20 protein-coding genes and 1 pseudogene are annotated in these 22,972 nt (G+C 41.1%); 5 read left to right on the top strand and 16 right to left on the bottom strand.

Going from position 1 to position 22,972, the window contains the following annotated elements:
• Positions 1-289: 289 nt before the first annotated feature.
• Positions 290-439, bottom strand: a complete 150-nt coding sequence (locus tag ACK4HU_RS21020) for a hypothetical protein (protein WP_409809842.1) — start codon at positions 437-439, stop codon at positions 290-292.
• A 272-nt stretch (positions 440-711) separates the two neighbouring features.
• On the bottom strand, positions 712-1,740 hold the full coding sequence (gene pheS / locus ACK4HU_RS21015) for a phenylalanine--tRNA ligase subunit alpha (protein ID WP_409809839.1): 1,029 nt from the start codon (positions 1,738-1,740) through the stop codon (positions 712-714).
• A 389-nt stretch (positions 1,741-2,129) separates the two neighbouring features.
• Here pheS and ACK4HU_RS21010 point away from each other — a divergent pair, with 389 nt between their 5' ends.
• Entirely contained in the window at positions 2,130-2,690 is a 561-nt protein-coding gene (locus tag ACK4HU_RS21010) for a fasciclin domain-containing protein (RefSeq protein WP_409809836.1), read from the top strand.
• Between the two features lie 109 nt (positions 2,691-2,799).
• On the opposite strand, the gene ACK4HU_RS21005 is transcribed toward ACK4HU_RS21010, so the two are convergent.
• Together ACK4HU_RS21005 and ACK4HU_RS21000 are read right to left on the bottom strand one after the other, a co-directional pair.
• The gene (locus ACK4HU_RS21005) at positions 2,800-3,258 is read right to left on the bottom strand and encodes a hypothetical protein (RefSeq protein ID WP_409809833.1); all 459 of its coding nucleotides are present in this window, start codon (positions 3,256-3,258) and stop codon (positions 2,800-2,802) included.
• 45 nt (positions 3,259-3,303) lie between these two features.
• On the bottom strand, positions 3,304-3,474 hold the full coding sequence (locus tag ACK4HU_RS21000) for a hypothetical protein (RefSeq protein ID WP_409809830.1): 171 nt from the start codon (positions 3,472-3,474) through the stop codon (positions 3,304-3,306).
• Positions 3,475-4,323: 849 nt separating this feature from the next.
• Between ACK4HU_RS21000 and ACK4HU_RS20995 the strand changes: the two are divergent.
• Positions 4,324-4,428, top strand: a pseudogene (locus ACK4HU_RS20995) (fasciclin domain-containing protein); the annotation flags it as partial.
• 47 nt (positions 4,429-4,475) lie between these two features.
• On the opposite strand, the gene ACK4HU_RS20990 reads toward ACK4HU_RS20995, so the two are convergent.
• The 4 genes from ACK4HU_RS20990 to ytxJ all read right to left on the bottom strand — a co-directional run bounded on the left by ACK4HU_RS20990 (position 4,476) and on the right by ytxJ (position 10,018).
• Entirely contained in the window at positions 4,476-4,898 is a 423-nt protein-coding gene (locus ACK4HU_RS20990) for a hypothetical protein (RefSeq protein WP_409809827.1), read from the bottom strand.
• A complete protein-coding gene (locus ACK4HU_RS20985) occupies positions 4,886-6,166 on the bottom strand; it encodes a hypothetical protein (RefSeq protein WP_409809825.1) in 1,281 nt (426 codons plus the stop codon). The genes ACK4HU_RS20990 and ACK4HU_RS20985 overlap by 13 nt, the downstream gene beginning before the upstream one ends.
• A gap of 489 nt (positions 6,167-6,655) precedes the next feature.
• Positions 6,656-9,553 (bottom strand): outer membrane beta-barrel protein, encoded by a 2,898-nt coding sequence (locus ACK4HU_RS20980; RefSeq protein WP_409809822.1) that lies wholly within the window; start codon positions 9,551-9,553, stop codon positions 6,656-6,658.
• Positions 9,554-9,682: 129 nt separating this feature from the next.
• On the bottom strand, positions 9,683-10,018 hold the full coding sequence (gene ytxJ, locus ACK4HU_RS20975; protein ID WP_409809819.1) for a bacillithiol system redox-active protein YtxJ: 336 nt from the start codon (positions 10,016-10,018) through the stop codon (positions 9,683-9,685).
• A gap of 74 nt (positions 10,019-10,092) precedes the next feature.
• Between ytxJ and ACK4HU_RS20970 the strand changes: the two genes are divergently transcribed.
• Positions 10,093-11,493 carry a DUF4403 family protein gene (locus ACK4HU_RS20970; RefSeq protein WP_409809816.1) on the top strand — a complete coding sequence of 467 codons (1,401 nt, stop codon included), beginning with the start codon at positions 10,093-10,095 and terminating at the stop codon, positions 11,491-11,493.
• On the opposite strand, the gene ACK4HU_RS20965 is transcribed toward ACK4HU_RS20970, so the two are convergent.
• Complete coding sequence (locus tag ACK4HU_RS20965) at positions 11,494-12,165, bottom strand: PolC-type DNA polymerase III (RefSeq protein WP_409809813.1); 672 nt, start codon at positions 12,163-12,165, stop codon at positions 11,494-11,496.
• Positions 12,162-14,108 carry a DUF294 nucleotidyltransferase-like domain-containing protein gene (locus ACK4HU_RS20960; RefSeq protein WP_409809810.1) on the bottom strand — a complete coding sequence of 649 codons (1,947 nt, stop codon included), beginning with the start codon at positions 14,106-14,108 and terminating at the stop codon, positions 12,162-12,164. Before ACK4HU_RS20960 ends, ACK4HU_RS20965 begins: the two co-directional genes overlap by 4 nt.
• A 94-nt stretch (positions 14,109-14,202) precedes the next feature.
• Here ACK4HU_RS20960 and ACK4HU_RS20955 point away from each other — a divergent pair, with 94 nt between their 5' ends.
• On the top strand, positions 14,203-14,373 hold the full coding sequence (locus ACK4HU_RS20955; protein ID WP_409809807.1) for a hypothetical protein: 171 nt from the start codon (positions 14,203-14,205) through the stop codon (positions 14,371-14,373).
• Between the two features lie 68 nt (positions 14,374-14,441).
• Here the strand turns inward: ACK4HU_RS20955 and acs are convergent, their stop codons facing one another.
• The 5 genes from acs to ACK4HU_RS20930 form a co-directional block, all read right to left on the bottom strand.
• Positions 14,442-16,334 carry an acetate--CoA ligase gene (gene acs, locus ACK4HU_RS20950; protein ID WP_409809804.1) on the bottom strand — a complete coding sequence of 631 codons (1,893 nt, stop codon included), beginning with the start codon at positions 16,332-16,334 and terminating at the stop codon, positions 14,442-14,444.
• 30 nt (positions 16,335-16,364) lie between these two features.
• Positions 16,365-18,050, bottom strand: coding sequence for a sodium:solute symporter family protein (locus ACK4HU_RS20945; protein ID WP_409809801.1), 1,686 nt, complete (start codon positions 18,048-18,050; stop codon positions 16,365-16,367).
• An 11-nt stretch (positions 18,051-18,061) separates the two neighbouring features.
• A complete protein-coding gene (locus tag ACK4HU_RS20940) occupies positions 18,062-18,325 on the bottom strand; it encodes a DUF4212 domain-containing protein (protein WP_409809798.1) in 264 nt (87 codons plus the stop codon).
• A gap of 219 nt (positions 18,326-18,544) precedes the next feature.
• Complete coding sequence (locus ACK4HU_RS20935; RefSeq protein WP_409809795.1) at positions 18,545-19,357, bottom strand: ZIP family metal transporter; 813 nt, start codon at positions 19,355-19,357, stop codon at positions 18,545-18,547.
• Positions 19,358-19,393: 36 nt separating this feature from the next.
• Positions 19,394-20,455 carry an FAD:protein FMN transferase gene (locus ACK4HU_RS20930; protein ID WP_409809793.1) on the bottom strand — a complete coding sequence of 354 codons (1,062 nt, stop codon included), beginning with the start codon at positions 20,453-20,455 and terminating at the stop codon, positions 19,394-19,396.
• Between the two features lie 107 nt (positions 20,456-20,562).
• Between ACK4HU_RS20930 and ruvB the strand changes: the two genes are divergently transcribed.
• Positions 20,563-21,594 carry a Holliday junction branch migration DNA helicase RuvB gene (gene ruvB / locus ACK4HU_RS20925; RefSeq protein ID WP_409809791.1) on the top strand — a complete coding sequence of 344 codons (1,032 nt, stop codon included), beginning with the start codon at positions 20,563-20,565 and terminating at the stop codon, positions 21,592-21,594.
• Between the two features lie 15 nt (positions 21,595-21,609).
• On the opposite strand, the gene ACK4HU_RS20920 is transcribed toward ruvB, so the two are convergent.
• Positions 21,610-22,962, bottom strand: coding sequence for an FAD-dependent oxidoreductase (locus ACK4HU_RS20920; protein WP_409809789.1), 1,353 nt, complete (start codon positions 22,960-22,962; stop codon positions 21,610-21,612).
• Positions 22,963-22,972 lie beyond the last annotated feature (10 nt).

Here is a 22,972-nt window from a genome sequence, read left to right as displayed (position 1 = left end):
ATTTGGCTGGAAAGAACTTTCATCTTCCTAGGTTTTTAAGTTAATTTATAACACACACGCCTCGTGGCGCACCAGATCTACACAGATTTTTTCTTTATAATTATCAGTGTAAATCTGTGCCCTTATCCTTGTTGATCTGTGGGAACTAAAAAATCCAATCTCTCGATCAGTCTGGATTATAATGTTTGTTTCCCGCAGATGAGCGCTGAAAAGGTCGCGGATGTTCGCTGATTTTTCGCTTGAATGGATCAAGAACACTTTCCTGAACCTAGCAAATCGCAGACATCAACTATTTCAGTTCATTCAAAAATTCTCTTGCCTCCTTAAGCTTAATTTTTCCGGCTTCATGTTCTTTTACTTCCTTCAGCCCGGACTTAATATTTTTTAGAATTTCTTCTTTTGAAGGATCTGGCAAACCATTTTGGAATTTGATTTTCATGTGTTAATAATTTGATTTTTAAAGGCCATACCTGCCTGTCGGCAGGCAGGTGGAATCTTCGCATGCATTCCCCCCCGATAGCTATCGGGGTTATCGGGGCATCCCTCTGTATGACACCAACAGGGTCATGCTCGATTTCATAAGGTTAAGGTATGATTATCAATCTATTTAAAACAATCAAAAATCAGCGCTAATCAGCGAATTTAATCTCCGTAAATCAGCGGGAAAAATTATAAAAAAAAGCCAATCTTCCGATCAGCTTTCTAATTTCTCTATAACAGCGGCCTGAATTGACTCAGGAACCGAACATCGTTTTCCGTAAATAGTCGCAAATCCTTGATCTGATATTTGAGCATCGCTATTCGCTCGATTCCCATTCCAAAGGCAAATCCTGTATATTTTTTCGAGTCAATTCCACAGTTTTCGAGGACATTTGGATCGACCATTCCGCTTCCTCCGATCTCTACCCAGCCGCTTCCTTTGCATACATTGCAGCCTTTTCCACCACAGATCAGGCAGGAAATATCGATCTCTGCACTTGGTTCGGTGAATGGAAAGAAGGAAGGCCGGAATCGCACTTTGGTCTCTTTGCCAAACATCTCCTTGGCAAAATGATAAAGGGTATTTTTCAAATCTGCAAAACCCACATTTTCATCCACATAAAGTCCTTCCACTTGGTGGAAAATACAATGTGCACGAGCTGAGATGGCTTCGTTTCTATAAACTCGTCCCGGAGAAAGCGTCCGAATCGGAGGCTTTTGGTTTTCCATCACCCGCACCTGCACGGATGAAGTGTGCGTACGAAGTGCGATATCGGGATTTTTCTCAATGAAAAAAGTATCCTGCATCTCGCGTGCAGGGTGATTTTCAGGAAAATTAAGTGCCGTAAAGTTATGCCAATCGTCTTCGATCTCAGGCCCTTCGGAAAGGTTGAAACCGATCCGTTCAAAGATCTCGATAATCCGCTGACGGGTTGCAGTAAGCGGATGAATTCCTCCCAAAGGATAATTGGACGGCGGCAAAGTCAGGTCAATGTCTGCAGATTTTGACTTCTTATTAGATGAAGCTACCTTCTCGATCAACTCCTGAAACTTCTCCTCAGCCAACTGCTTTACACTGTTGACCACTTGACCGTAAGTCCGTTTTTCCTCATTGGGAATTTGGCCCATCGCTGCAAAAAGCTCCCCGACGACACTTTTTTTGGAGATAAACTCCATTCGATACGCTTCAAGTTGGTCAGGGGTAGTCGCATCAGCCGCTGCTATTGCTGCTTTGATCGCTTCGATTTTCTCTTGGTACATGACTGCAAATTAATCCAGCCACAAAGCTATCAATTTTGAGCTTTGGGGAGCAAAAGTCACCGGGTAAACTGGAAAATCGATTTTGAAATTTATATCACCCCTTTCGGGGTTTAAATGAATTTACAGCCCATCTATTCTATAATAATTCCAGCCATACTGGCTTTTAAATCCCGTAGGGATGACAGGATTATAGCTTTAAACGTGTCTATTAAGTAGGATAACCCCAACGGGGTGATATCATTTTTATAGAAAATCGTAAATGCGATTTCCCTACATGTAATCTCCAGTCCTTTTCGAATTCCTCAAAAAAATCCGACCCCCATTCAATCCACCTCTGAAATCTGACACGTAAGTGCATCCATATTAGAAAAAACCAAAACAATAAAAACATGAACAAATTATTCAAAATGGCTTTCGCAGCCTTCGTATTCCTTTCAGCTAATGCTGCTTTTGGTCAAATGGAAAAAACAGTAGAAGTGGGTGGTGCGCCAATGTACCCTTCTAAAAACATCGTGGAAAATGCGGTTAATTCTGCAGATCATACTACCCTAGTTGCGGCTGTTCAGGCAGCTGGTTTGGTAGAAACTTTACAGAGCGCAGGTCCATTTACAGTTTTCGCTCCTGAGAATTCTGCTTTCGCAAAACTTCCAGCGGGAACAGTTGAGACACTTTTAAAAGAAGAGAACAAAGCGCAATTGCAAGCAGTATTGACTTACCACGTGGTAGCCGGAAAAATGGGATCCAAAGAAATCGCTGCTGCGATCAAAGCCGGAAACGGCAAAGCAACTTTGACAACTGTACAAGGTGGAACGATCACTGCTTGGATGAAAGGCAATGACCTGTACATCACAGATGCAAACGGAGGACAGTCTAAAGTAACCATTGCCGACGTATGGCAGTCAAACGGCGTGATTCACTCTGTGGATAGCGTAGTGCTTCCTAAGATGTAATTGAAAGACATTGTTATTAAATAAAAATAGCCCAAGTCGATTGATTTGGGCTATTCGCTTTTATATAATTCTAATTTTTGTATTTGATTTACCTTAAGCAATTCATAGTTTAAATTTCACCTTTAGCACTGAAAGAAACTTCCAGGAACTGAAGACTGTCTGAAAGCGAATGAAATAATTCGTGTTTTTCTATAAAGAAATAAGTATCATAACTTTGGTTTGCCCAGGTATTGAAAGTAGTATTTGAATCATATAATATCGGATATCTACTTAAATCCTCTGGTAAAAGTTTTATAAGAGTTTGATCGGGATAATGTCCAATATTAATAATCAAATCGGGAGATTCCTTGAAATATTTTCTGTAATGAATATATGTCTTGTTTTGTAACAATTCTTTTCTTTTAAATGAGAAAGTATCTTCATTATTAAATATTATCAACAGAGTGTCTCCTGAGTAAGCAAAGGAATTTGATCTATCCATAAATGACTTTTCCTTTTGAGAAAATTCACAAGAAAACAAAATTAAAGTTACCAGAGAAAACAAAATAAAATCACTAGTCGTCTTCATTCTAAGCACGTTTTGGTTAATTTATTGTCAAGATCTTGGAGTCTTTTATACTCGGCTATATTTGGATGATTTTTCTATTCCTGAGTTGTACTTAGACCATGCCATTGCAGTGTAAAAAACTGGATCAATAATACCCCTTCGCCAGGCATCTGCAGTGGCGGAATAAAATTCACTAGCGCCTAAGAAAGGATGAATTTCTTTCAATACCGTTGCCATTTTTTCAACAAGAATCCAAACAGTTTTTTTTTAAATTCCAAACCCAGTTGAAGTGATTCAAGCGGGTTTATAAAAAGATCGCAAAGGTTTTCAGTCCAATTCAAAGCCATAATTCTATATTCCGAAAAGATCTATTTCTCAAATGAATCCCTAAGCACCCAATAGGTAACCCCACTAGCTATAGATATTCCAATGAATTGATAAATGACATTTTTACTAGACGAAATAAGACCGATAATCGGTATTAAAAATCCAAATACATAGGTATAACTAACTCCAATAGCCATATATATCAGGGCATATCTGGGTCGTCTATTCCATTCAGGTTTAAAATATTGTACCAAATAATGGATGCAATAATATCCAAGCATCGAGGGACTAAACATAATGAAGATGTAAAATGCACCATAATGGCCTCCAAGGCTTAGTTTATTAAAGGAACTCAAATTGGCCAAAATACTAGTTGTCAAACTGAATACCAATAGACAAAGAATGAATCCGGTCAAAAATTTTAATATATGGAGCATTTTAATTACAGTTTATTGGAATTGGGCTGTTTGAATCCAATGCTTCCTTCACTTTATCCCAATTTGGTCGATTAACTCTAAATTCATTCTTTATTTTAAATGCACACTTTTGCTAAGCAAATTTGATAACGCCTTGTAGAAAACTCAGCCATAAATAATCTTTTTTAGAAAATTGAATCATGGGGGGCAAATGTGCTTGTCATAAAAAAGGGTTTTTTGGTTGGAAAAATTTTAAGAAAATATCCAAACGATTTCTTTAAAAGTCAAGAGAGACCTATACTTCTTAATTAAAAAAAAACCAAATCTTACAATTTGCAATGACCTCTACATCACAGATGCAAACGGAGGACAGTCTAAAGTAACCATTGCCGACGTATGGCAATCAAATGGCGTGATTCACTCTGTGGATAGCGTTATACTTAAAAAAGCCCAAACTGAAATATTTGGGCTTTTTTGTTTTTCAAATGTATTTTTTTATTCGCTTCTAGTTATGGATATTATTGCTTCATATAAAGTAAACTCTTGATTGAATACAAATCTTTTTCCCGAACAAAAATCATCAGGCCTAAGGATGAAGAGCTTCCGATTTGAATCTTGAAGTATTCGGAACCACGCCTCATCATCAAGGGTAGAGGTATAAATCGGTTTCTTCTCCATAATTTGAGATATTGCAATCTTTTCAGTTGACAACTTTGCGCTAGGTTCTATCCATCCATGGCCAATAATAATCAATCGGTTATTTTCGGTTTGCTTATAAAAAGAAAACTGGTCTTGAAGTTTACCCGGAGTTCCTATTCTCCAATTTCTACAATCATCTACGATAATGTAAAATGATTCTTCTTTTTTGGGCGAAAGAAAAAGAAGAATTGCTGAAAGAATGAATATTAATTTCCACATGGCTTTGTCAAATAATTAGCATCTCTAATATCATCTGAATATTGCTGAAATGGAGACTTTATAGGTGGATTAGTTGTTATAGATTTCATTTGATTAAAAGCAAGAGTACCTTCTAAGCCTTGCCAAAATTGATTAACATAAAAATCAGTAGAAACGCCTTTTGGAGAACCATTTAATTTCATAAAGTCGTTAAATTTTTGAAAATCTTCCGGGAAATGATTTTTGTGAACATCCATCAAAGCTGTTCCCATTATGTACAGAAGATTCTCAGCCATATATTTATGATGCAGATCTCCTTGAGTATTGTCTGTTCCATACATTACATTGATGAATTTATCAAAATTGGCTGCGAAATTATTATCTAAAACTGTTTGCCCATTGTTTCTTAATGCTACATTTATTTCGGCATGAACTAATTCATGAATTATTGTTTTGGCAATTAATAAATCCGGTCGATTTAACGTGTTAGAATTTATTGTAATTTCCTGTATACCATTTCGGCTTTGAGTTTGGCCAGTCCTGTCAAGACCTAATGGGCCTAATTTAATTATAGAATTCTGTTGGGAATCTTTGGTTTTTGTGAAATCTGCAATACTGGTTACAAAAGCATTCATTGATAATTTGTTAACAATGCATGAAAGTCTAGGATCGGTGGATATTGAATAATCTATATAAATTCTCAACATTGGCATCGGTACTTCCGGTGGATTATACCCTGAATAAGAGCCAGCACCAGCATATCCTCCACTGCTTGAATATGAATCACCACCGTAACTGTAAGATCCGCCGCCTGAGGTATAAGATTCACTTCCTCCCACGGTGCAAAATTGGCTTAGTGTGCTTTCCAAACTTGTGATAGTCATCACATCTCCCGCTATAGTCACATTAACCCAAACTGTCTCTACAATTTTACACCTAACATCCATATTTTCTTTTCCAATGTAAAATTTACCGTTTGGGGCATTTTTAGTGAATTTTCTAGTATTGGTAATTTGTCCCTTTTCTATTTGAAAGCCAATAAAATAATGCTCATCATAAGTGAATAGGTCTATCCACCCACTCCACTTCTCATCAATCATCTGGTAGTTGATCGCCTTAAAATTTCGCTTGGAAGTCTCCTCGTCAGGATAGTATCTGACAATGAGCGGATCAAACCTGTTTTCAGTACGATGTTTTACAAAAAGAAAATTTTGGATAACCCGTTCTGCAAATTCTTCCTCTACATCCTTCGATTCGGGTGTGGGGATATAAACTTGCTTATTTTCCAAATTTATTTCAAACACCTCCCGTCCATCCGGAAAGTAATAGTGGTGAAACTTATCCCAATCGGGTTCTTTTTCAAAAAATGGGAGGATCAATTCCTGAGACTCTGACCGAAAATTAGATCCCCTTTCTGGGAGTCTCAGCTTGGTTTTGTTTTCTTCAAACCAAGACTTTACTTGAGCAATCTGTGCATTTTCAATGACATCGATTTTGGGTGCTTCTGGTTCTTCGACGCATGAGGTCATAAGGAGATTCATAGTGATCAAAAAGGCTAGAAAACCTAAAAATCCGAATCTACCTAGATTTTTGTACTTGGGGGGGGCAAATGTGTTTCTGATAAAAAAAGGTTTTTGGTTGAATAAAATTTTAAAAAAATATCTTAACGATATTTTAAAAAGTCAAGAGAGGCAACTGCTTTTTTTGCATAAAAAAACCCAAATCTTTCGACTTGGGCCATTTTTAGATTTCTGACTTCATCCTTTTCATTTCCAAAATTACCAGGTCCTTCCTCCGCCCGGTCTCCCCATTTGCCAAGGGCGATCCGGTTGAGCTTCAGGCTGCTTGAAGTTGCCCAAGATATAAGTGAAAGTCACCAAACCATATCGAGTAAGCACATTGGTAAATACGTCAGTTACCGCCACATCGGAGATAGTTCTGCTGATGCTGTTATTTTGATTTAGCAAGTCAAAAATTACGGCTTTCAACTCCGCCTTATTATTTTTCGCAAAGCGAATTCCTCCCTCCATATTCCACAGGAAGAAGTTTTGATTGAATCCCTCAGAAAGACCCGAATACAGGGAATGAGCCACATTATTACCCATGAAGTACTTCCCATTTTTGGATGAAAAATATAAGCGGGCATTTGTCTCCTGCTGGTAAAAGTTATTATCCAGATTCTGCTGAAGCGAAGAGTTCACGATGTTATAAGAACCTGTGGTGCTGATCGAGAAGTCTACGTTTTGGCTGATATTGGAGCTAAGTGTAATGCCCTGACTTAGGGTAAGATTATCGTTCAAGTTACTTTCACCATTGATAATTCCCGGAATTCGGTTGAAGCCTATTCGGGAATTGGTGTTGAATTGAGATTTGATCATTTTGATCGGAGCACCATAAGTCATAAAAAGCGTTGCTCTAAAGTTCCCATCCAAATTAACTGGACTTGTGATTTGACCACCTGGCCGTAGGAGAATCTCTCCATTGATCAGGGTATCCTCTACGGCCAAGAAGGTGCTGTTTCCTATGAAGTTATTTGTGGAAGAAAAATTCGCGAACGTGAATAGTGTACGGGATTTTTCCAGATTCACTTTACTGATGTTGAGGAAGATGTTGTGATTGAAACTCTGGCCTAGCGAAGGATTTCCAACACGCAAGTTCAGCGGATTTTGGTTGTTGACCACATTCTGCAGCTCTGCTACACTTGGTTCACTGGTGTCAGTGCGGTAGCGCATTCTCCAACTGAATCCGGTTTCCCGATTTCGATAGTTGACATTTGCGCTAGGTAGAATATTATTGAATGATCTCACGAAAACCCCCGGAGTAGGAAAAAACGCCTCATTATCCAATCTGGCATTTTGATAGTCCAAGTTTAAGTTGACGTTCCAGCCTTGATTATTGTAGGCATATCCTGAGCGAAGTCGCTGCGTGATGAATTTGTTGTCAAACTCATTGGAAAGTGCTGAATCTAAGGTGAAAAGATTTTCACGATTGAGTACTCTGGTTTTTTGATCTGCACTGGTTTTGTTGTTGGCAATTTGGTAGCCAAATGTTCCGATGGATTTTTCGCCTAGCGGCTCAGTCCAAGTGACGTTCGTCCGGTAGTTAAAGCCATTGTTTAGCGAGTTGGTCACCTGTTCAGCAGTGTCGACCATATTGCGACGGTAATCCTGACTAGCCGCCAAAAGAGTTGAAAACTGATCTCGGTTGTTCCAAGCTGTGAATATATCTGTCGATAGAGTTCTTCCTTTCTTTTCGAATTTGTATCTGTAAGTGATATTATTTGAAATATTGAAAGCTTGGGTTTCTGCATCCGAAATAGATCTCAAGGAAGAGAGTGAGTCACCTGCATTTGTGGTAGTCAAAGCGTCTCGATCACCAAAGGTTCTGTTGGTTTGAAAAGAGATATTTGGGGTAATAATTATGGAGTTTTTCTCGTTGATATCTGCCTCGATTCTGGCATTTGCCCGGTGATTATTATTATCTACGGTATTGATCAGATTTTCCTGATAGAGCTGCCGAAGGTTTTCATTCACCACTGTTTCGCGATTGGTGATTTGACGAAGTGAATTGGTTGTATTGTTGAAAAAATAACTACCCGAGAAATTGACTTTTTGACCCCATTTGTCAGAATAGTTCAAGCCAATCGCATTTGTAGCAACGATACCACCAGTATTTCCTACGAAGAAATTATTATTTCCTCCTCCACCAAAGCGACCGCCACCACCTCCACCACCGGGACCACCGCCACCAAAGCCTCTTTGTCCTCCGCCTCCAGCAGCATTAGCCGTTACTCCGGCTAAGTCTTGACTGGAGAAATTTTGTTGATTGATATTATTGAAAAGTCCCAATACAGAAAGTCGCTTGTCACCCTTGAAGAAGTTTAAACTCCCACCTGCTGCATATCGATCATCTGTTCCATAGCCGCTATAAACCCGTCCGAATGAACCGTTTTTCCGATCTGATCGAAGAATAATATTGATTGTTTTGGTATAGTTGCCGTCATCAAAACCAGTCAAACGGCTTTGATCTGAGCGCTGATCCAAGATCTCCACCCGATCAATTGCGTCAGCGGGCAGGTTTCTCAAAGCGATGCTTGGGTCATTACCAAAAAACTCCCGTCCATCTACCAAAATCCGCTGTACCTGCTCGCCTTGGGCTTGCACTTGCCCGTTTTGCATGGTAATCCCAGGCATTTTTCGAATTAGATCTTCTGCCTGCGCATTGGTTTGGGTTTTAAATGCATTGGCATTGAAAGAGGTAGTATCGCCTCTCTGCTCCCCTACAGGCACTTGACCCTCGATGACCACTTCGCCAAGGACTTTAGTATCCTCCAAAAGAATCAGGTCACCAAGATTAAGTGATTGACGGAATTGGTGAACAATGGATATTGTCTTGTAACCAATAAATGTAATTTCTACTTTAACTGAAGGAATATTCGGGCGGACAATTTCAAATTCTCCGTTTGCACCGGTGACTGTACCCAGCAAAAGTGAATCTGTCACAGTCTTAATCAGGACATTCGCCCCAATCATTGGAATATTAGCAGCTCCATCAATCACTTTTCCGGTGAATTTCCGCTCAGGTAAAATAGATGGGCCATCAGGGCGCTGCCCGTGGGCTATGTTACTGATCAAAAGGCCAAAAACCAGTAAAAAAAACAGGGTAAATCTTTTCATATCGAGGCAAAGTTCAACTCTTTTGACTGAACCAGAAAGCCAAAGGTTTAAGCTCAACTCCCTAAAAAATTAGAACGGATATTAAGCAGGATAAATGGTTGATTTTGCCTTTCAAAAAAATTAATGAATTTAAATCTGCTCCATAATTTCCAAATAAGAAATCCCATAGTGACTGTTGTCGTATACAGCCTTACCTTCCTTGATAATAATCACCTGTGGAGACTCGTGTGGGATTCCAAATTCCTCTTCGATTTGGTTTGACAAAGATCGATTCGCTATCAAGTCCAAAAAGAAAGGGGCGATTTTATCCTCATCAGTCGATTTCCAATTGCGGAGTAGCCTGTCCAAAGACATACTACTCACTGAGCATCGCGTGCTATGTTTAAAAATCAACACAGGTTTGCTCTTACTCAATTGTTTGATTTCTTCGATTTGTGTCGTAGCCGTCAATTTATTCCAATTCATAGACTTGATAGTTTACTTTTGGGGCAATTGTTGTATGAGGGAAATAGTTCCTTTTTGAAAATGAAATTACCAAAATGAAAACTCAGAAAATTACCCATTTTAGTCTTTTTGCACACCTTACCTTAGTTGCATTAGTTTTTTCCGGTGCCTGCAAAAGCTTGGATCCTACTTTAAATCCAGCTTCAGTACCTGTGCCAACAGCATTTTCAAGAGTCAATGTGCCTGTGGAGATTCCGGTAGAAACCCTGGGAAATCTGCTCAATCAGCGAATTCCTCCTGTACTCTTTGAAGAAAAAGGGATGGATCTTGGCAACGGAGTGATCGGGGATTTGAATTTTTCCCGAAATGGACTGACCAAAATTGAGGGATTGGGTAATGAGAAATTCCGGGTAGAACTCCCGATTCGAGTGCGAGGAGAAGTCGGATTAAAACCCGGAGGACTTCGAAATCTTTTCCAATCAAAAATCCCACTTGATGAATCATTTTCTCCGATTTTTCTTATCAATCCCGAAATCAATGAAAACTGGTCAGTAGGGATTTCTGATTTTGAGTTGGTGGATTTGGGAGGAAAAATGTCGTTCAATGTTCTCGGAATGGAACTGGACCTCAGTCAAATGATTACCAGAGAGATTCAGGACTTCGCTTCAAAAAACCTGATCTCCAATCCGGATTTGATCAAATTAAAGCCTTTAGTAGATCAGTTGTGGAATGAGGTCGGAAAACCTGTATTTGTAGAATTTCAGGGAAAGAAAATGGCTTTCTCGATTCAACCCGATTCACTAAAGATATCCGAAAGCTTCACCCCTGAAGGCAATTACCAAATCAACCTGGGTATGAAAGGAAAAGTAAATTCTCATCCCGCTGCTGCAGCACCGAGTAGACCTTTTCCTTTGCCTAAACTTACCCCGAATGACAAGGCTGACAATTCGCTGGATATCCGAATTCCCCTTAGCCTGACCTATGTGGAAATTGACGAATTGCTGCGAGAAAATTTTGCAAATCAAGCGATCCGTGTTAACAAAACCACTGTCTTTAGGCCAAGCAATTTTAAGTCTAGGTCCTATGGAGAAAAGATCGGAATCAGCATGGATTTCCATGCAGAACAAGAAAATGGGAAGGCTATTGACGGCGAATTATTTTTGGTTGGATTACCGGCTTTTGACAGTGAAAATCAAGTTTTAATTTTTGAACAAGTGAATTTTAATCTGAAAAGTAATAGCCCAAAAGCAAAAACTGCAGCCGCACTGAAGAAAGGGAAAATCATTCGACAGCTCAATCAAAAGCTGCGATTCCCACTTGCTGAAGTGATGGAGGGAAGTTTGGGAGGCATCAATGAAAGGCTTGCGCTGGAAACACCGATTGCCGATTTGAAAGTATTGGGACTGGAGATTTATCCAGCTGGATTCTATCCCACATTGACTGGATTGGAGATTCAATTAAAGGCCACGGGGAAAGTGGATGTGAGTTGGAAGTAACTAGCGGATTAAATCTTTGAAGGTTCTAATTCCCTTTTTATCGGCCAATTTGAGCAACTTCAAAAAAAGTTGTGCCGTCAAAAAAGCATCGCCTCCAGCGGTGTGACGATCATCGGGTTCAATCCCATATCGATTGCAAAGTTCGTCCAAGCTGTATGCTCCCATTGCAATTCTACTTCGGTCAGCATTTGGTCCATGCTCCAATCTGATGGCTAAATTCAAAGTATCAATGACTGGATTTGGTAGTTGATTTATCCCAAAGGGTTTTAGCTCTTTATTGATCATCTCCAAGTCAAATCCAATATGATGGCCAATGATGATGGAATTATTCAAATATGGCAGGAGCTTTTTGAGAAATTCCTCCACGGAAATCTGATCAGAAATCCTCACCAAACCATGAATTAGTGAAGCCTTTCCTGTCTTTTTATCGGATTTAGGATACCATTCAACCGCGCTAGGAACTTGGATTTTTAAGTCTGAAATTTTCACTGCTCCAAAAGATAAAATCGAATCCATTGATGGTTCCAAACCTGTCGTCTCTGTATCCAAAACAGTAAATTTCAATTGGTTGATTGATCGAATTCCGGGAATGGTATGCTTATTGACTTCCAAAAAATCGCGCACGAATTCCAGTCTTTCGATTTTGGGTTTCCAAAATTCCCACCAACTCATCTCCGGAAGTAGTCTAATTGAAATCGGATATTAACGATTTCCTGCAGTTCTGAAATCGGCACAAAAGCATTTTTCAACAATTGCCGCTGGAGTTTTCCCAAGGATTTTGGATTGATATACCGTCCGCTGTTCTTGTTTTGCAGGCCTTCCAATGCCCGCATTCGCATCAGAATTTCATAGGCCTTTCCTGCTTGGGAGTAAAGCTCCGAATTGACAGGTTCCAGCTCGGATAATTTTTCAAATCGTCGGAAAGTATTGTTGATCCCCACCACTTGATGACTCAGTACAAGTAACCTCGCAAAGTCTGTCAAGGGCAGCATCGCCCGAAGCTTAATGTCAAACTGGTCCCGATTTTCTCCGGATTTCTCTACGACAAAGTCTTTAAAAAAGCCCAATGGCGGTGGGTTTTTCATCGCATTGAGTGCCAGAAAGTTCAGGAAAACTTGCTTTTTACCAATCTCATGATAAATATGATCGGTAAGCTCTGCCGATAAAGCTTTGCTCCCAGCTACCGATCTGTAATCAAAGAAAATTGAAACCTTCATCAATGCCTCCGGTGAAGGATGAAGAATCCAGTCCGTGAAGTAATTTTTCCAAGTGGAAAGCGGCTGAACCCACTCCGGATTGCTTGCCATGATTTTACCAGGGCAAGGATCAAACCCACAGGCCAAAAGAACCTCCACGACACCTTCCCCCAACTTCAGGAAATACTCAGATGCCCTAGCTTGAAGTTCCTCTGTCACATCTTCGTAGAGTATGGCATTGTCCAGATCGGTTCTTAGCAATTGCTCCTCTCTGCCTTCGCTTCCCATAGAAAGAAAGCAAAAACGGATTCCAGTCATATCCGGATACTCGACTTTGAATTGGTTTTTGACGATTTCCAAAGCTTGTCGGATTATCACATCATTGATCTCTGTCAACACCGAAGCCACAAATTCCATCGAAACTTCATTTTCCAGATAATAACCAAGCATCTGCTCAGCGCGGTCGCGGATTTTTCGCATTTCTGCTACCTCCAGCGTATTCATCAAACCATGAATCAGCACTGCCGGACTATTTCCCATCGAAAGGAAAACGTCATGGTCAGAAATAATCCCACAAACGGGGCTTTGGTCTGTACCATCTTCCGTCAACACCAAATGATGAAGTCGATGACGAATCATGGTGAGATAAAGGTTAGAAAATCCGTCTTGCTTTTTCCGGGTGATCACCGGACTGGTCATGACTTCGGACACCGGATTTTTGGAAGAAATCCCGACTGCCAAAACCCGACTTCTGAGATCCTTATCCGTCAATATCCCAACTGGAAATCTCCCATCATTACAGATCACAATACTGCTGACTTGTGCCTCAGCCATTTGTTTTGCCGCTTTGTGAATTGAAGTTTCAGAAATACAGCTCAAAACTTTCTCCGAAAAATTAACTGCCGATTGATCCGAGAAAATCAGCAGGGAATGATCCCCGGAGTCTTTTTTGAATTCACCTCTTGCTTTTTGGCCTTGAGAAAGATCTTGTCTGACAACAACTTGTCCAGAAGCAAATCCCGCAGCAAAAAATAGTGCCACTCGACTGTTTTCCTCCAGAATCTTTTCAAACACAGAAACTGGAATCGCATAAATCAGGCTGTTTTCGATGACTTTGGAAGTCAACAAATACGGTCGCTTTCCCAACAAGGCCAGTACCCCAAATACATCCCCTTCGTCACAGACCTCACGGATTTGGTCACCTGAAGCTGTATTTTCTACCAGTTGGATCAATCCTTCTTTTAGGATGAAAAAATGAGGTCTAGCCGCCTCACTTTGCCGAAATAAAATTTCATCCTTTTCTAGGTATTGAATCTCCACGCTTTGTGCTACTCGCGTCAAATCCTCCTTTCCCAAAAAGGAAAAAGGTGGGAATCTTTTTAGAAACTCAGCGACACGATTGACAATTACATTACTCATTTTTGATGGTACTATTTTCAGATATGATCTGACAGAATGGCCAGATTAATTTTTGGCCCTTAACTTGAAAGCCCTAGTATTCAAGTTATTGCAAATGAATCGGTTTTTCAGAATATTTCGACCCTTACGGCGATTGATGTGGGCATTGATTGTTGCCTTTATGGTAGGTGTCCATAATTTTTACAAACAGGAAATGGACTCACCGGACTCCATTGTAAATTCCATAGAAATTGACGAAGAAGAGGATTCCGCTCCAAAAGATTAGAAAAGGAATGATAAAACTTCTTGTTTATAGAGTCTAATATCTTGTGTCTTGAATCTTGTATCTATAAATTATTTTCTTCCCTCAATAATCTTCTCCACCACATCCGGATCCAACAGTGTGCTTGTGTCTCCCATGGAATCCAAACTTCCCTCAGCTACTTTCCTTAGAATTCTTCTCATGATTTTGCCAGAGCGAGTTTTTGGCAATCCAGAAACAATCTGAATCTTGTCAGGCTTAGCAATCGGACCGATGATCTGAGAAACCATATCTTTGATTTCATTGATAAGATTATCCTCAGTCCGGTTGGACATATCACAAATAACAAAAGCATAAATACCCTGTCCCTTGATCTCATGTGGATAGGCAACTACAGCAGATTCGATAACCTTTGGATGTTCGTTAATTGCGTTTTCCACTTCCGCAGTTCCCATTCTATGACCGGAAACGTTGATTACATCATCCACTCGACCTAGGATACGGTAGTAACCGTCATGATCCCGCTTCACTCCATCTCCAGTGAAGTACATTCCTTTATAGGTGGAAAAATACGTTTGTTTGCAGCGCTCATGATCCCCATAAGTCGTGCGGATCATCGATGGCCAAGGGAATTTGATGCAAAGGTTTCCTTCCACTGAGTTTCCTTTCAATTCTTTCCCTTCCGGATCTACAATGCAAAGCTGAATTCCCGGCAATGGCAAAGTAGCGTATGCTGGCTTCGTAGGAGTGATTCCAGCCAAAGGAGAAATCAAAATTCCCCCTGTCTCCGTTTGCCACCACGTATCGACGATTGGACATTTCCCTTTACCAATATGCGTATGGTACCAATGCCAGGCTTCTTCGTTAATTGGCTCACCGACTGAACCGAGGACCTTCAATGAACTTAGATCATGTCCCTGAATAGGATCGGTTCCAAAAGCCTGAAGCGCACGAATCGCTGTAGGTGCTGTATAGAAAATATTGACTTTGTGCTTTTCGACTACTTCCCAAAATCGGCTTGGACTAGGATAGGTCGGAACACCCTCAAACATCAAAGTAGTCGCTCCGGCAAGTAAAGGCCCATATACGATGTAAGAATGTCCGGTCACCCAACCAATATCCGCCGTACACCAGTATACATCTCCGGCTGAATATTGAAATACATTGTCAAAGGAATATTGGGTGTAGACCATGTAGCCACCGATAGTGTGTACCACTCCTTTAGGCTTACCAGTCGAACCGGATGTGTATAGAATGAAAAGCATATCCTCGCTGTCCATTTCTTCCGCAACATTCTTATCGGACTGACCTTCCATAATCTCGTGCCACCAAAAATCCCGTCCTTCCTGCATTGTGACTTCCTGACCAGTTCGCTGATAGACGATGACGGTCTCCACCGATGATTTTTCCAAAGCCTCATCGACCACGGATTTCACGCCGATTTTCTTGTTGCCTCGGTAATTTCCGTCGGAGGTCAATATTGCTTTGGCCTCGCAGTCAGTCACTCGATCTGCCAAGGCGGAACTGGAAAATCCTGCAAAAACTACAGAATGAATCGCTCCGATTCTCGCACAGGCAAGCATTGCTATGGCCGCTTCGGGAACCATAGGCATATAAATAATCACTCGATCTCCTTTTTCAATGCCTTTGCTCTTCAACACATTTGCAAACTTGCACATCTCCACAAAAAGCTCCTGATAGGTAATCGTTCGGGTAGGTTCAGTTGGTTCGCTGGGTTCCCATATAATTGCCGGCCGATCACCAATGGTATAAAGATGACGTTCAAAAATATTCTCGGTGATATTCAGCTTTCCATTCACAAACCACTTCACATCCGGCCTATTAAAATCCCATTCCAGAACGCTATCCCAACGCTTTCGCCAATGAAACGAATCTGCAATTCTCGCCCAGAATTCTTCAGGTTGAGCTACACTTTTTTGGTATTCATATAAGTATCCGCTAAGGGTATGTAATCGATCACTCATGATAAAATAAGGTTTTTGGGTACTGAATTATTAATGATTTTGAGCAGATCCGGCTCCTTTGGGAATCCGGATTTCCTGGATTAAATCCTGTACATGTTGAGGTGGTGCCGGGGTGAATTTTGAGACAAAATAGCACATCACAAAATTGATCAGCATGCCTACCGATCCTATTCCTTCTGGAGAAACTCCAAACCACCAATGGTCTAAGTTATTCAATTCAGGGCTGATAAACTTGAAATAAGTGATATAACCTAAGGTGAAAATCAATCCTGAAATCATTCCTACAATAGCGCCTTCCTTATTTATTCTTGTAGAAAATATTCCAAGAATAATTACCGGAAAGAAGGATGCTGCAGCCAATCCAAATGCAAAAGCAACCACTTCGGCTACAAATCCAGGAGGATTCACTCCAAAATATCCGGCAAATATCACTGCACCTGCCGCTGCAATTCGAGCGATTCGAAGTTCCTTTTTCTCCGAAATTCCAGGATTAAAAGTCTTAACCAAATCCCTGGAAACTGAAGTGGAAATTACCAAAAGCAATCCCGCAGCAGTCGATAGCGCAGCTGCCATCGCTCCTGCAGCAACCAGTCCAACTACCCAATTGGGTAGATTAGCAATCTCCGGGCTTGCCAATACCATGATGTCTTTGTCAATGGTCAGTTCATTGGCTGCTGGATCGGCGAGGTATTGAACCTTGCCATCTCCATTTTTATCATCGACTTGGATGAGGTTTGTCTTTTGCCAATTCTGAACCCAAACGGGTAATTCCGAAATGTTCTTTTCGGAGGTGGAATTTATGGCATTGTAGATACCAAAAGCAGCAACGGCCGGAGCTGTCGTGTACAGGATAGCGATGAAAGCCAAGGCATAACCAGCCGAAAGTCGGGCATCTTTGACGCGTGGTACCGTGAAAAAACGAACGATCACATGGGGCAAACCTGCCGTCCCAACCATCAGCGCCAAGGTGATCATCAGCATGTCTGCCATGCCTTTTCTCCCTGAGGTATATTCTGCAAATCCCAAATCTCCAAGCACTCCATCGAGCTTTTCCAAAAGCGGAGTTCCGTCCGCCACGGTACCACCCAGACCTAATTGAGGGACAGGATTGCCTGTCAACTGCATAGAAATGAAGATTGCAGGAACCATATAGGCAAATATCAGCACGCAAAACTGCGCGACTTGTGTGTAAGTAATGCCTTTCATCCCGCCTAAAACAGCATAGAAAAAGACAATACACATCCCGATCACGACACCCCACTCAATGGGAATCTCGAGATATCTGGAAAATACAATTCCTACTCCTCGCATCTGTCCAGCGACGTAAGTGAAGGAAATAAACAGCGCACAAATCACGGCTACCACTCGGGCTTTGTTGGAATAATAGCGATCTCCCACAAAGTCAGGCACGGTGAATTTTCCGAATTTTCGCAGATAGGGTGCCAGCAAAAGCGCCAACAATACATAGCCTCCTGTCCAGCCCATCAGGTAGACAGACCCATCATATCCTGAAAATGAAATCAAGCCTGCCATGGAAATAAATGAGGCAGCTGACATCCAATCCGCTGCTGTCGCCATGCCATTGGCAAGTGGAGAAACTCCCCCCCCAGCTATATAAAATTCATTCGTAGAACCAGCTCGAGAATAGATTGCAATTCCGATATAGACTGTAAATGAAAGTCCGACAAGTATATAGGTCCAAGTAAGAATGTCCATTTCTAAAAAAATTAATCTTCGTTGACGTCAAATTCCTTATCCAACTTGTTCATCCTTGCCACATAGACAAAAATCAAGATGATAAAAACATAAATGGACCCCTGTTGTGCAAACCAAAATCCTAGCGGATATCCTCCTATTTTAAATTGATTTAAAGTTTCCACAAGTATAATCCCGAAGCCAAATGAGACTAGGAACCAAATAGAAAGGAGAACCAATAAGATTCTCAGGTTTTTCTTCCAATAGACAGTCATCCGATTGGGTGTTTCAGGCATGGTGTTTTGGTTTTTGGTAAAAAAGCAACTGAAAAGAGTACCGAAACACCAGATAAAGAATAGGATTTTCGGCGATCTAAATCAAAAATGAAATACTTGAATCTGTCGACAGAATCCAAATGCTTTTCCATGAAAAGCTAAAGATTTTTGAAATAGCAGAGCATAGAATCAATCTTTCAAAAAATCTAAAAGATTCTCAGCTGCCAGAAAAAGTGACAATCACATCAAATACTCCGAGGCAATAGCCAAGCCCGCCGCCAAAAAAGTAACCAAGAGCTTATTCATCTGAAACTTGTGATGCGGGCTGCTTTCGAAGAATATTGTGGTGGAAATATGCAAAAATCCTCCAGTTACCAAACCATAAAGCAAACCAATTCCCTCTTTGGAAAGCAAACCTTGATTGATGAAAAATGCACTGGAAAACATTCCAGCAGGTGAGGCCAAAGCAAAGATTGTAAGCAAAATTACTGTCCACTTTTTACTTAAGGATGCCGAAAGTACAGCCGCCAAAGCAAATGCAGCAGGGCCTTTGTGCATGATGATGCCAAGCAAAACAGTTTTGTCACTATGCGATTGTCCTGAAATCAAAGTCTCCTCTACCATGGCTGATCCGTGCGAAAGAAGCGTTCCTTCCAGAAATGCGTGAATAAACAACCCTAGCATTAGCGTCCAGACACCCTTGGAAGTTCCACTCTCATGCTTATGGATATGACCATGCTCAATTCCACTCGACCAAAATTCCAAAATTTGTTGAAAAAGGAACCCTATCAGGATGTAGAGACCCATTCGGGTGCTGCTGTAACCGCTGTCAAAAAGCTCAGGGATAATATGAAGGATGGTGATCGAGAAAAGGTAAGATCCTGCAAAAACCAGCAAGAGCTTAAAATATTTCTCCCTAAATGAAGGAAAAAGGAAAACTAACAAACCTGCAATCATTGCAGTGGAGAAAAGAAGCAGAAAATTTATTCCCATGAGTAATGTTTCAGCTTTCCCTACTTTGGAAAAATGCTTTGCAGGTGATAACCGCAACAAAGATAAGAAAATTCAATAGTGTTGCATTTGAATAACTTATTTTACCGGAAATGATAAAAATGGCTTTAACTCAGGACTGACATATTGCTTCATTTTTTCTCCTTTTTCATTGTAGATCAGAATCATTTGTAAGTCGGACCGAGTAGAATCCAGCTGGATTGCTTGCCTCCAACCCATCACCAACAAAGCATCGGCTAATGCATCAGCCGTTTTTGCATCCGAACCGATCACAGTTGCACTCAAAAGACCATGAGTAACAGGATAACCAGTGCGTGGATCAATTTGAAAAGCTAATTTCAAGGAGTCGCTGCTATAAAATTCCTCAAAATTACCTGCTGTCGATATTGCCTGATCTTTAAGGGCAACTACTCCTTCAGCTTTGGAACCAAGACTGTCCGCCAAATAAAACAACCCAATTTTCCAGAGTTCACCTTTTTCATTCACCCCTTTGGCGAGATTCTCTCCTCCAATTTTGACAAGGAAATTTTTAATTCCTTTTCCTTCCAAAAATGATCCGATACGATCCAGCGCAAAACCTTTGGCTGATTTTGAAAAATCCACAATGATGTTTGGGTTCGACTTTCGAATAAGAGTATCCGTAACGATTACTTTTTTCACCCCGACCAAAGACAAAAAAATCCTGACGTCTGTGCTGTCCTGAAGTCTAACTCCAGATCGAGAAAAAGACCAGATCTGGTCTACTGAACTATAGGTAGGATCGAGAGCACCGCCTGTAAGGTCATACATCCGATTGGCCTCTTTGAGCATCTCCACCAAGGTCTTGGAAGGGTTCAATAAGGTGTCAATTATATTGAGTCGATTAACTTCCGAGGTCGGTTCATATCCAGAGACACTTAAATTAAATTCCGTCAAAAGAGAATCAACAGCACTCTGGAAATTTCGGTTTTTCTCATCCAGATAAACCACCTGATATTCCGTTCCCATGGTTTTTCCCGAAAAAGAAACTCTCCCTGCTACAGATTTACCTACCAATTTGGACTCTGTCTTACCTTCGCGGGTTCGCCAAGCATAAACTGCTAAAAGCATCGCAAAGAGCACGAGTGAGTAAATAATGTTTTTCCGGGCGTTGGGATTCATTGAGGTAATATTTTGCTGCGAATTTAGGGCAATTTTGTCAGTGTGTCCTTAATAGAAAAGTTCTGCGCTAAGGGTTTTGTTTATATTTGTCTGGATTCAAAAGAAACATGAGAGAAGATTACCTGAAAGGAGACGAGGAACAGCTAAGTCCAAAAGACCGGGAGTTTGAGCGGGCATTACGGCCGCTGAGTTTTGATGATTTTACAGGACAGGCCAAGATCATTGAAAACCTCAAGGTCTTCGTACACGCCGCAAAAATGCGTAAGGAGCCTCTTGATCACGTACTTTTACATGGACCTCCAGGTCTAGGCAAAACCACCCTCAGCAATATCATCGCAAACGAACTTCGGGCAGGGATCAAAATTACCTCAGGTCCTGTCTTGGACAAACCTTCTGATTTGGCTGGATTACTTACAAACCTTGATGAAGGCGATGTCCTATTTATCGATGAAATCCACCGACTCAATCCAATTGTAGAAGAATACCTCTACTCGGCAATGGAAGATTTCAGAATTGACATCATGCTGGATTCCGGTCCAAATGCAAGGTCTGTTCAGATTTCCTTGAGTCCTTTTACGCTGATCGGAGCAACGACACGCTCAGGATTACTGACTTCACCACTTCGTGCTCGATTTGGAATCAATTCCAGATTGGAATACTACGATGCCAAATTGCTGACTGATATCGTCATCCGTTCAGCCGGAATTTTGCAAACGCCGATTGATGAAGTTGCTGCCTATGAACTAGCGCGCAGAAGTCGTGGCACGCCTCGTATTTCCAATATGCTGCTGCGCCGAACAAGAGACTTCGCAGAAGTAAAAGGCAATGGTACAATTACGCTCGAAATAGCTAAAATCGCACTGAATGCATTGGATGTGGATGAAAATGGCTTGGACGAAATGGATAATAGAATCCTGCTAACCATCATTGAGAAATTCAAAGGCGGACCAGTTGGGCTGAGTACGATAGCTACCGCTTGCAGCGAAGAGGCCGAAACGATTGAGGAAGTTTATGAGCCTTTTCTAATTCAGGAAGGCTATTTAAAGCGAACTTCCAGAGGTCGAATGGCGACAGAACTTGCCTATACCCATCTAAAAATCAAGCCTACCGGAGCGAGTGGGACCTTGTTTGATTTGTAATAAAAAAAGCGGCTATTACACCGCTTTTGCTGTTTCCATCTGATTGATAATATCCTCGTAGTCCAAACTATGCCAATTCTCAGTGATCAGCGGACTTGACATTACTTTATCCATAATTGCCTCCTGAAGTTTGCCTTGTGCATACGCCTCCGCATAACTCATATCGGTAAACGTTACCATTGTATAGAGCGGAACCCATTCATTTGGAAATAGTTCATGAAGTTTAGCTTCGATTTTTTTACGAATAAGAAACTTAGGATTGGATACGGAATCGCGCATTTCGATGAAGTTTTCCATTGCCAATTGGCAAATCGCATCAGTATCAGGCTTACGCTTTTTCTGAAATTTTTCAAAAACCAAATCCCAGGCGTTTGTTCCTAGTTTTTCGATCAACCCATTCAAAATGGAGCAATCCTCAAACCCGCAATTCATCCCCTGACCATAAAATGGAACCATAGCATGAGAAGCATCCCCCAATAAAAGTGAATTTCCCTGAACCCAGGGATAGCATTCAACATTCACCAAAGCAGCAGTCGGGTTTTTGAAAAACTCAGTTTTCAAATTCGGCATCACTTGATATGCATCATCGAAATAGGCCCTGAACACCGATTCAAGGTCTTGCTCGTCTTTGATTTTCTCAAAGCAGACCTTTGTTCCTTCGAAAGGAAGAAAAAGCGTGCAGGTGAATGATTTGTCAGGATTAGGTAATGCAATCAGCATAAACTTGCCTCTCGGCCAGATATGTAAGGCATTCGGGTCCATTGCAAATTCACCTGACACAGTGGCTGGTATCGTCAGCTCTTTATATCCATGGGAAATGTATTCCTGTCGATAGTTAAAGCGAATCTGTTTCTGCATGGACATTCTCAAAGCGGAATAAGCGCCATCCGCACCTATCACCACTCTTGGAGACAATTTCATTTCTCCTGCAGGCGTATCAAAAGTCACTTCATCAGTTCTGAAGTTCACATCAAGACACTTATGCTCAAAGTTGATTTCAGTCCCTAATCGCTCGGCTTCTTCAACCAGTAATTGATTGAAATTGCCTCTAGAAATAGAATAAATCGCCTGATCAGCTTTGCCGTAAGGAACGAAAGTAGTCCCTCCATGCTCATCATGCACTCGTCTTCCGTACATCGGAATCGCAAAAGGCATAACCTTATCCTTCAAGCCTACTTGCTCCAAACTTTTCCACCCTCTATGACTTAAAGCCATATTGATCGATCTGCCAGCTTCGGAATAGGGATTTTTGCGCTTGTCAGGTCGCTTGTCGTACATGGAAACTTCAAGTCCCTGACGTCTGAGATATATGGCCATCAGACTGCCGATCAAGCCGGCACCTAAGATGGTAATTTCGTTTTTCTTCATCGGATATGTT

This window comes from Algoriphagus sp. (assembly GCF_046296635.1).
Classification (GTDB): Bacteria; Bacteroidota; Bacteroidia; order Cytophagales; family Cyclobacteriaceae; genus Algoriphagus.
Note: the sequence above shows the minus strand (reverse complement) of the source record. Positions and strands in the feature narration are given on the sequence as shown.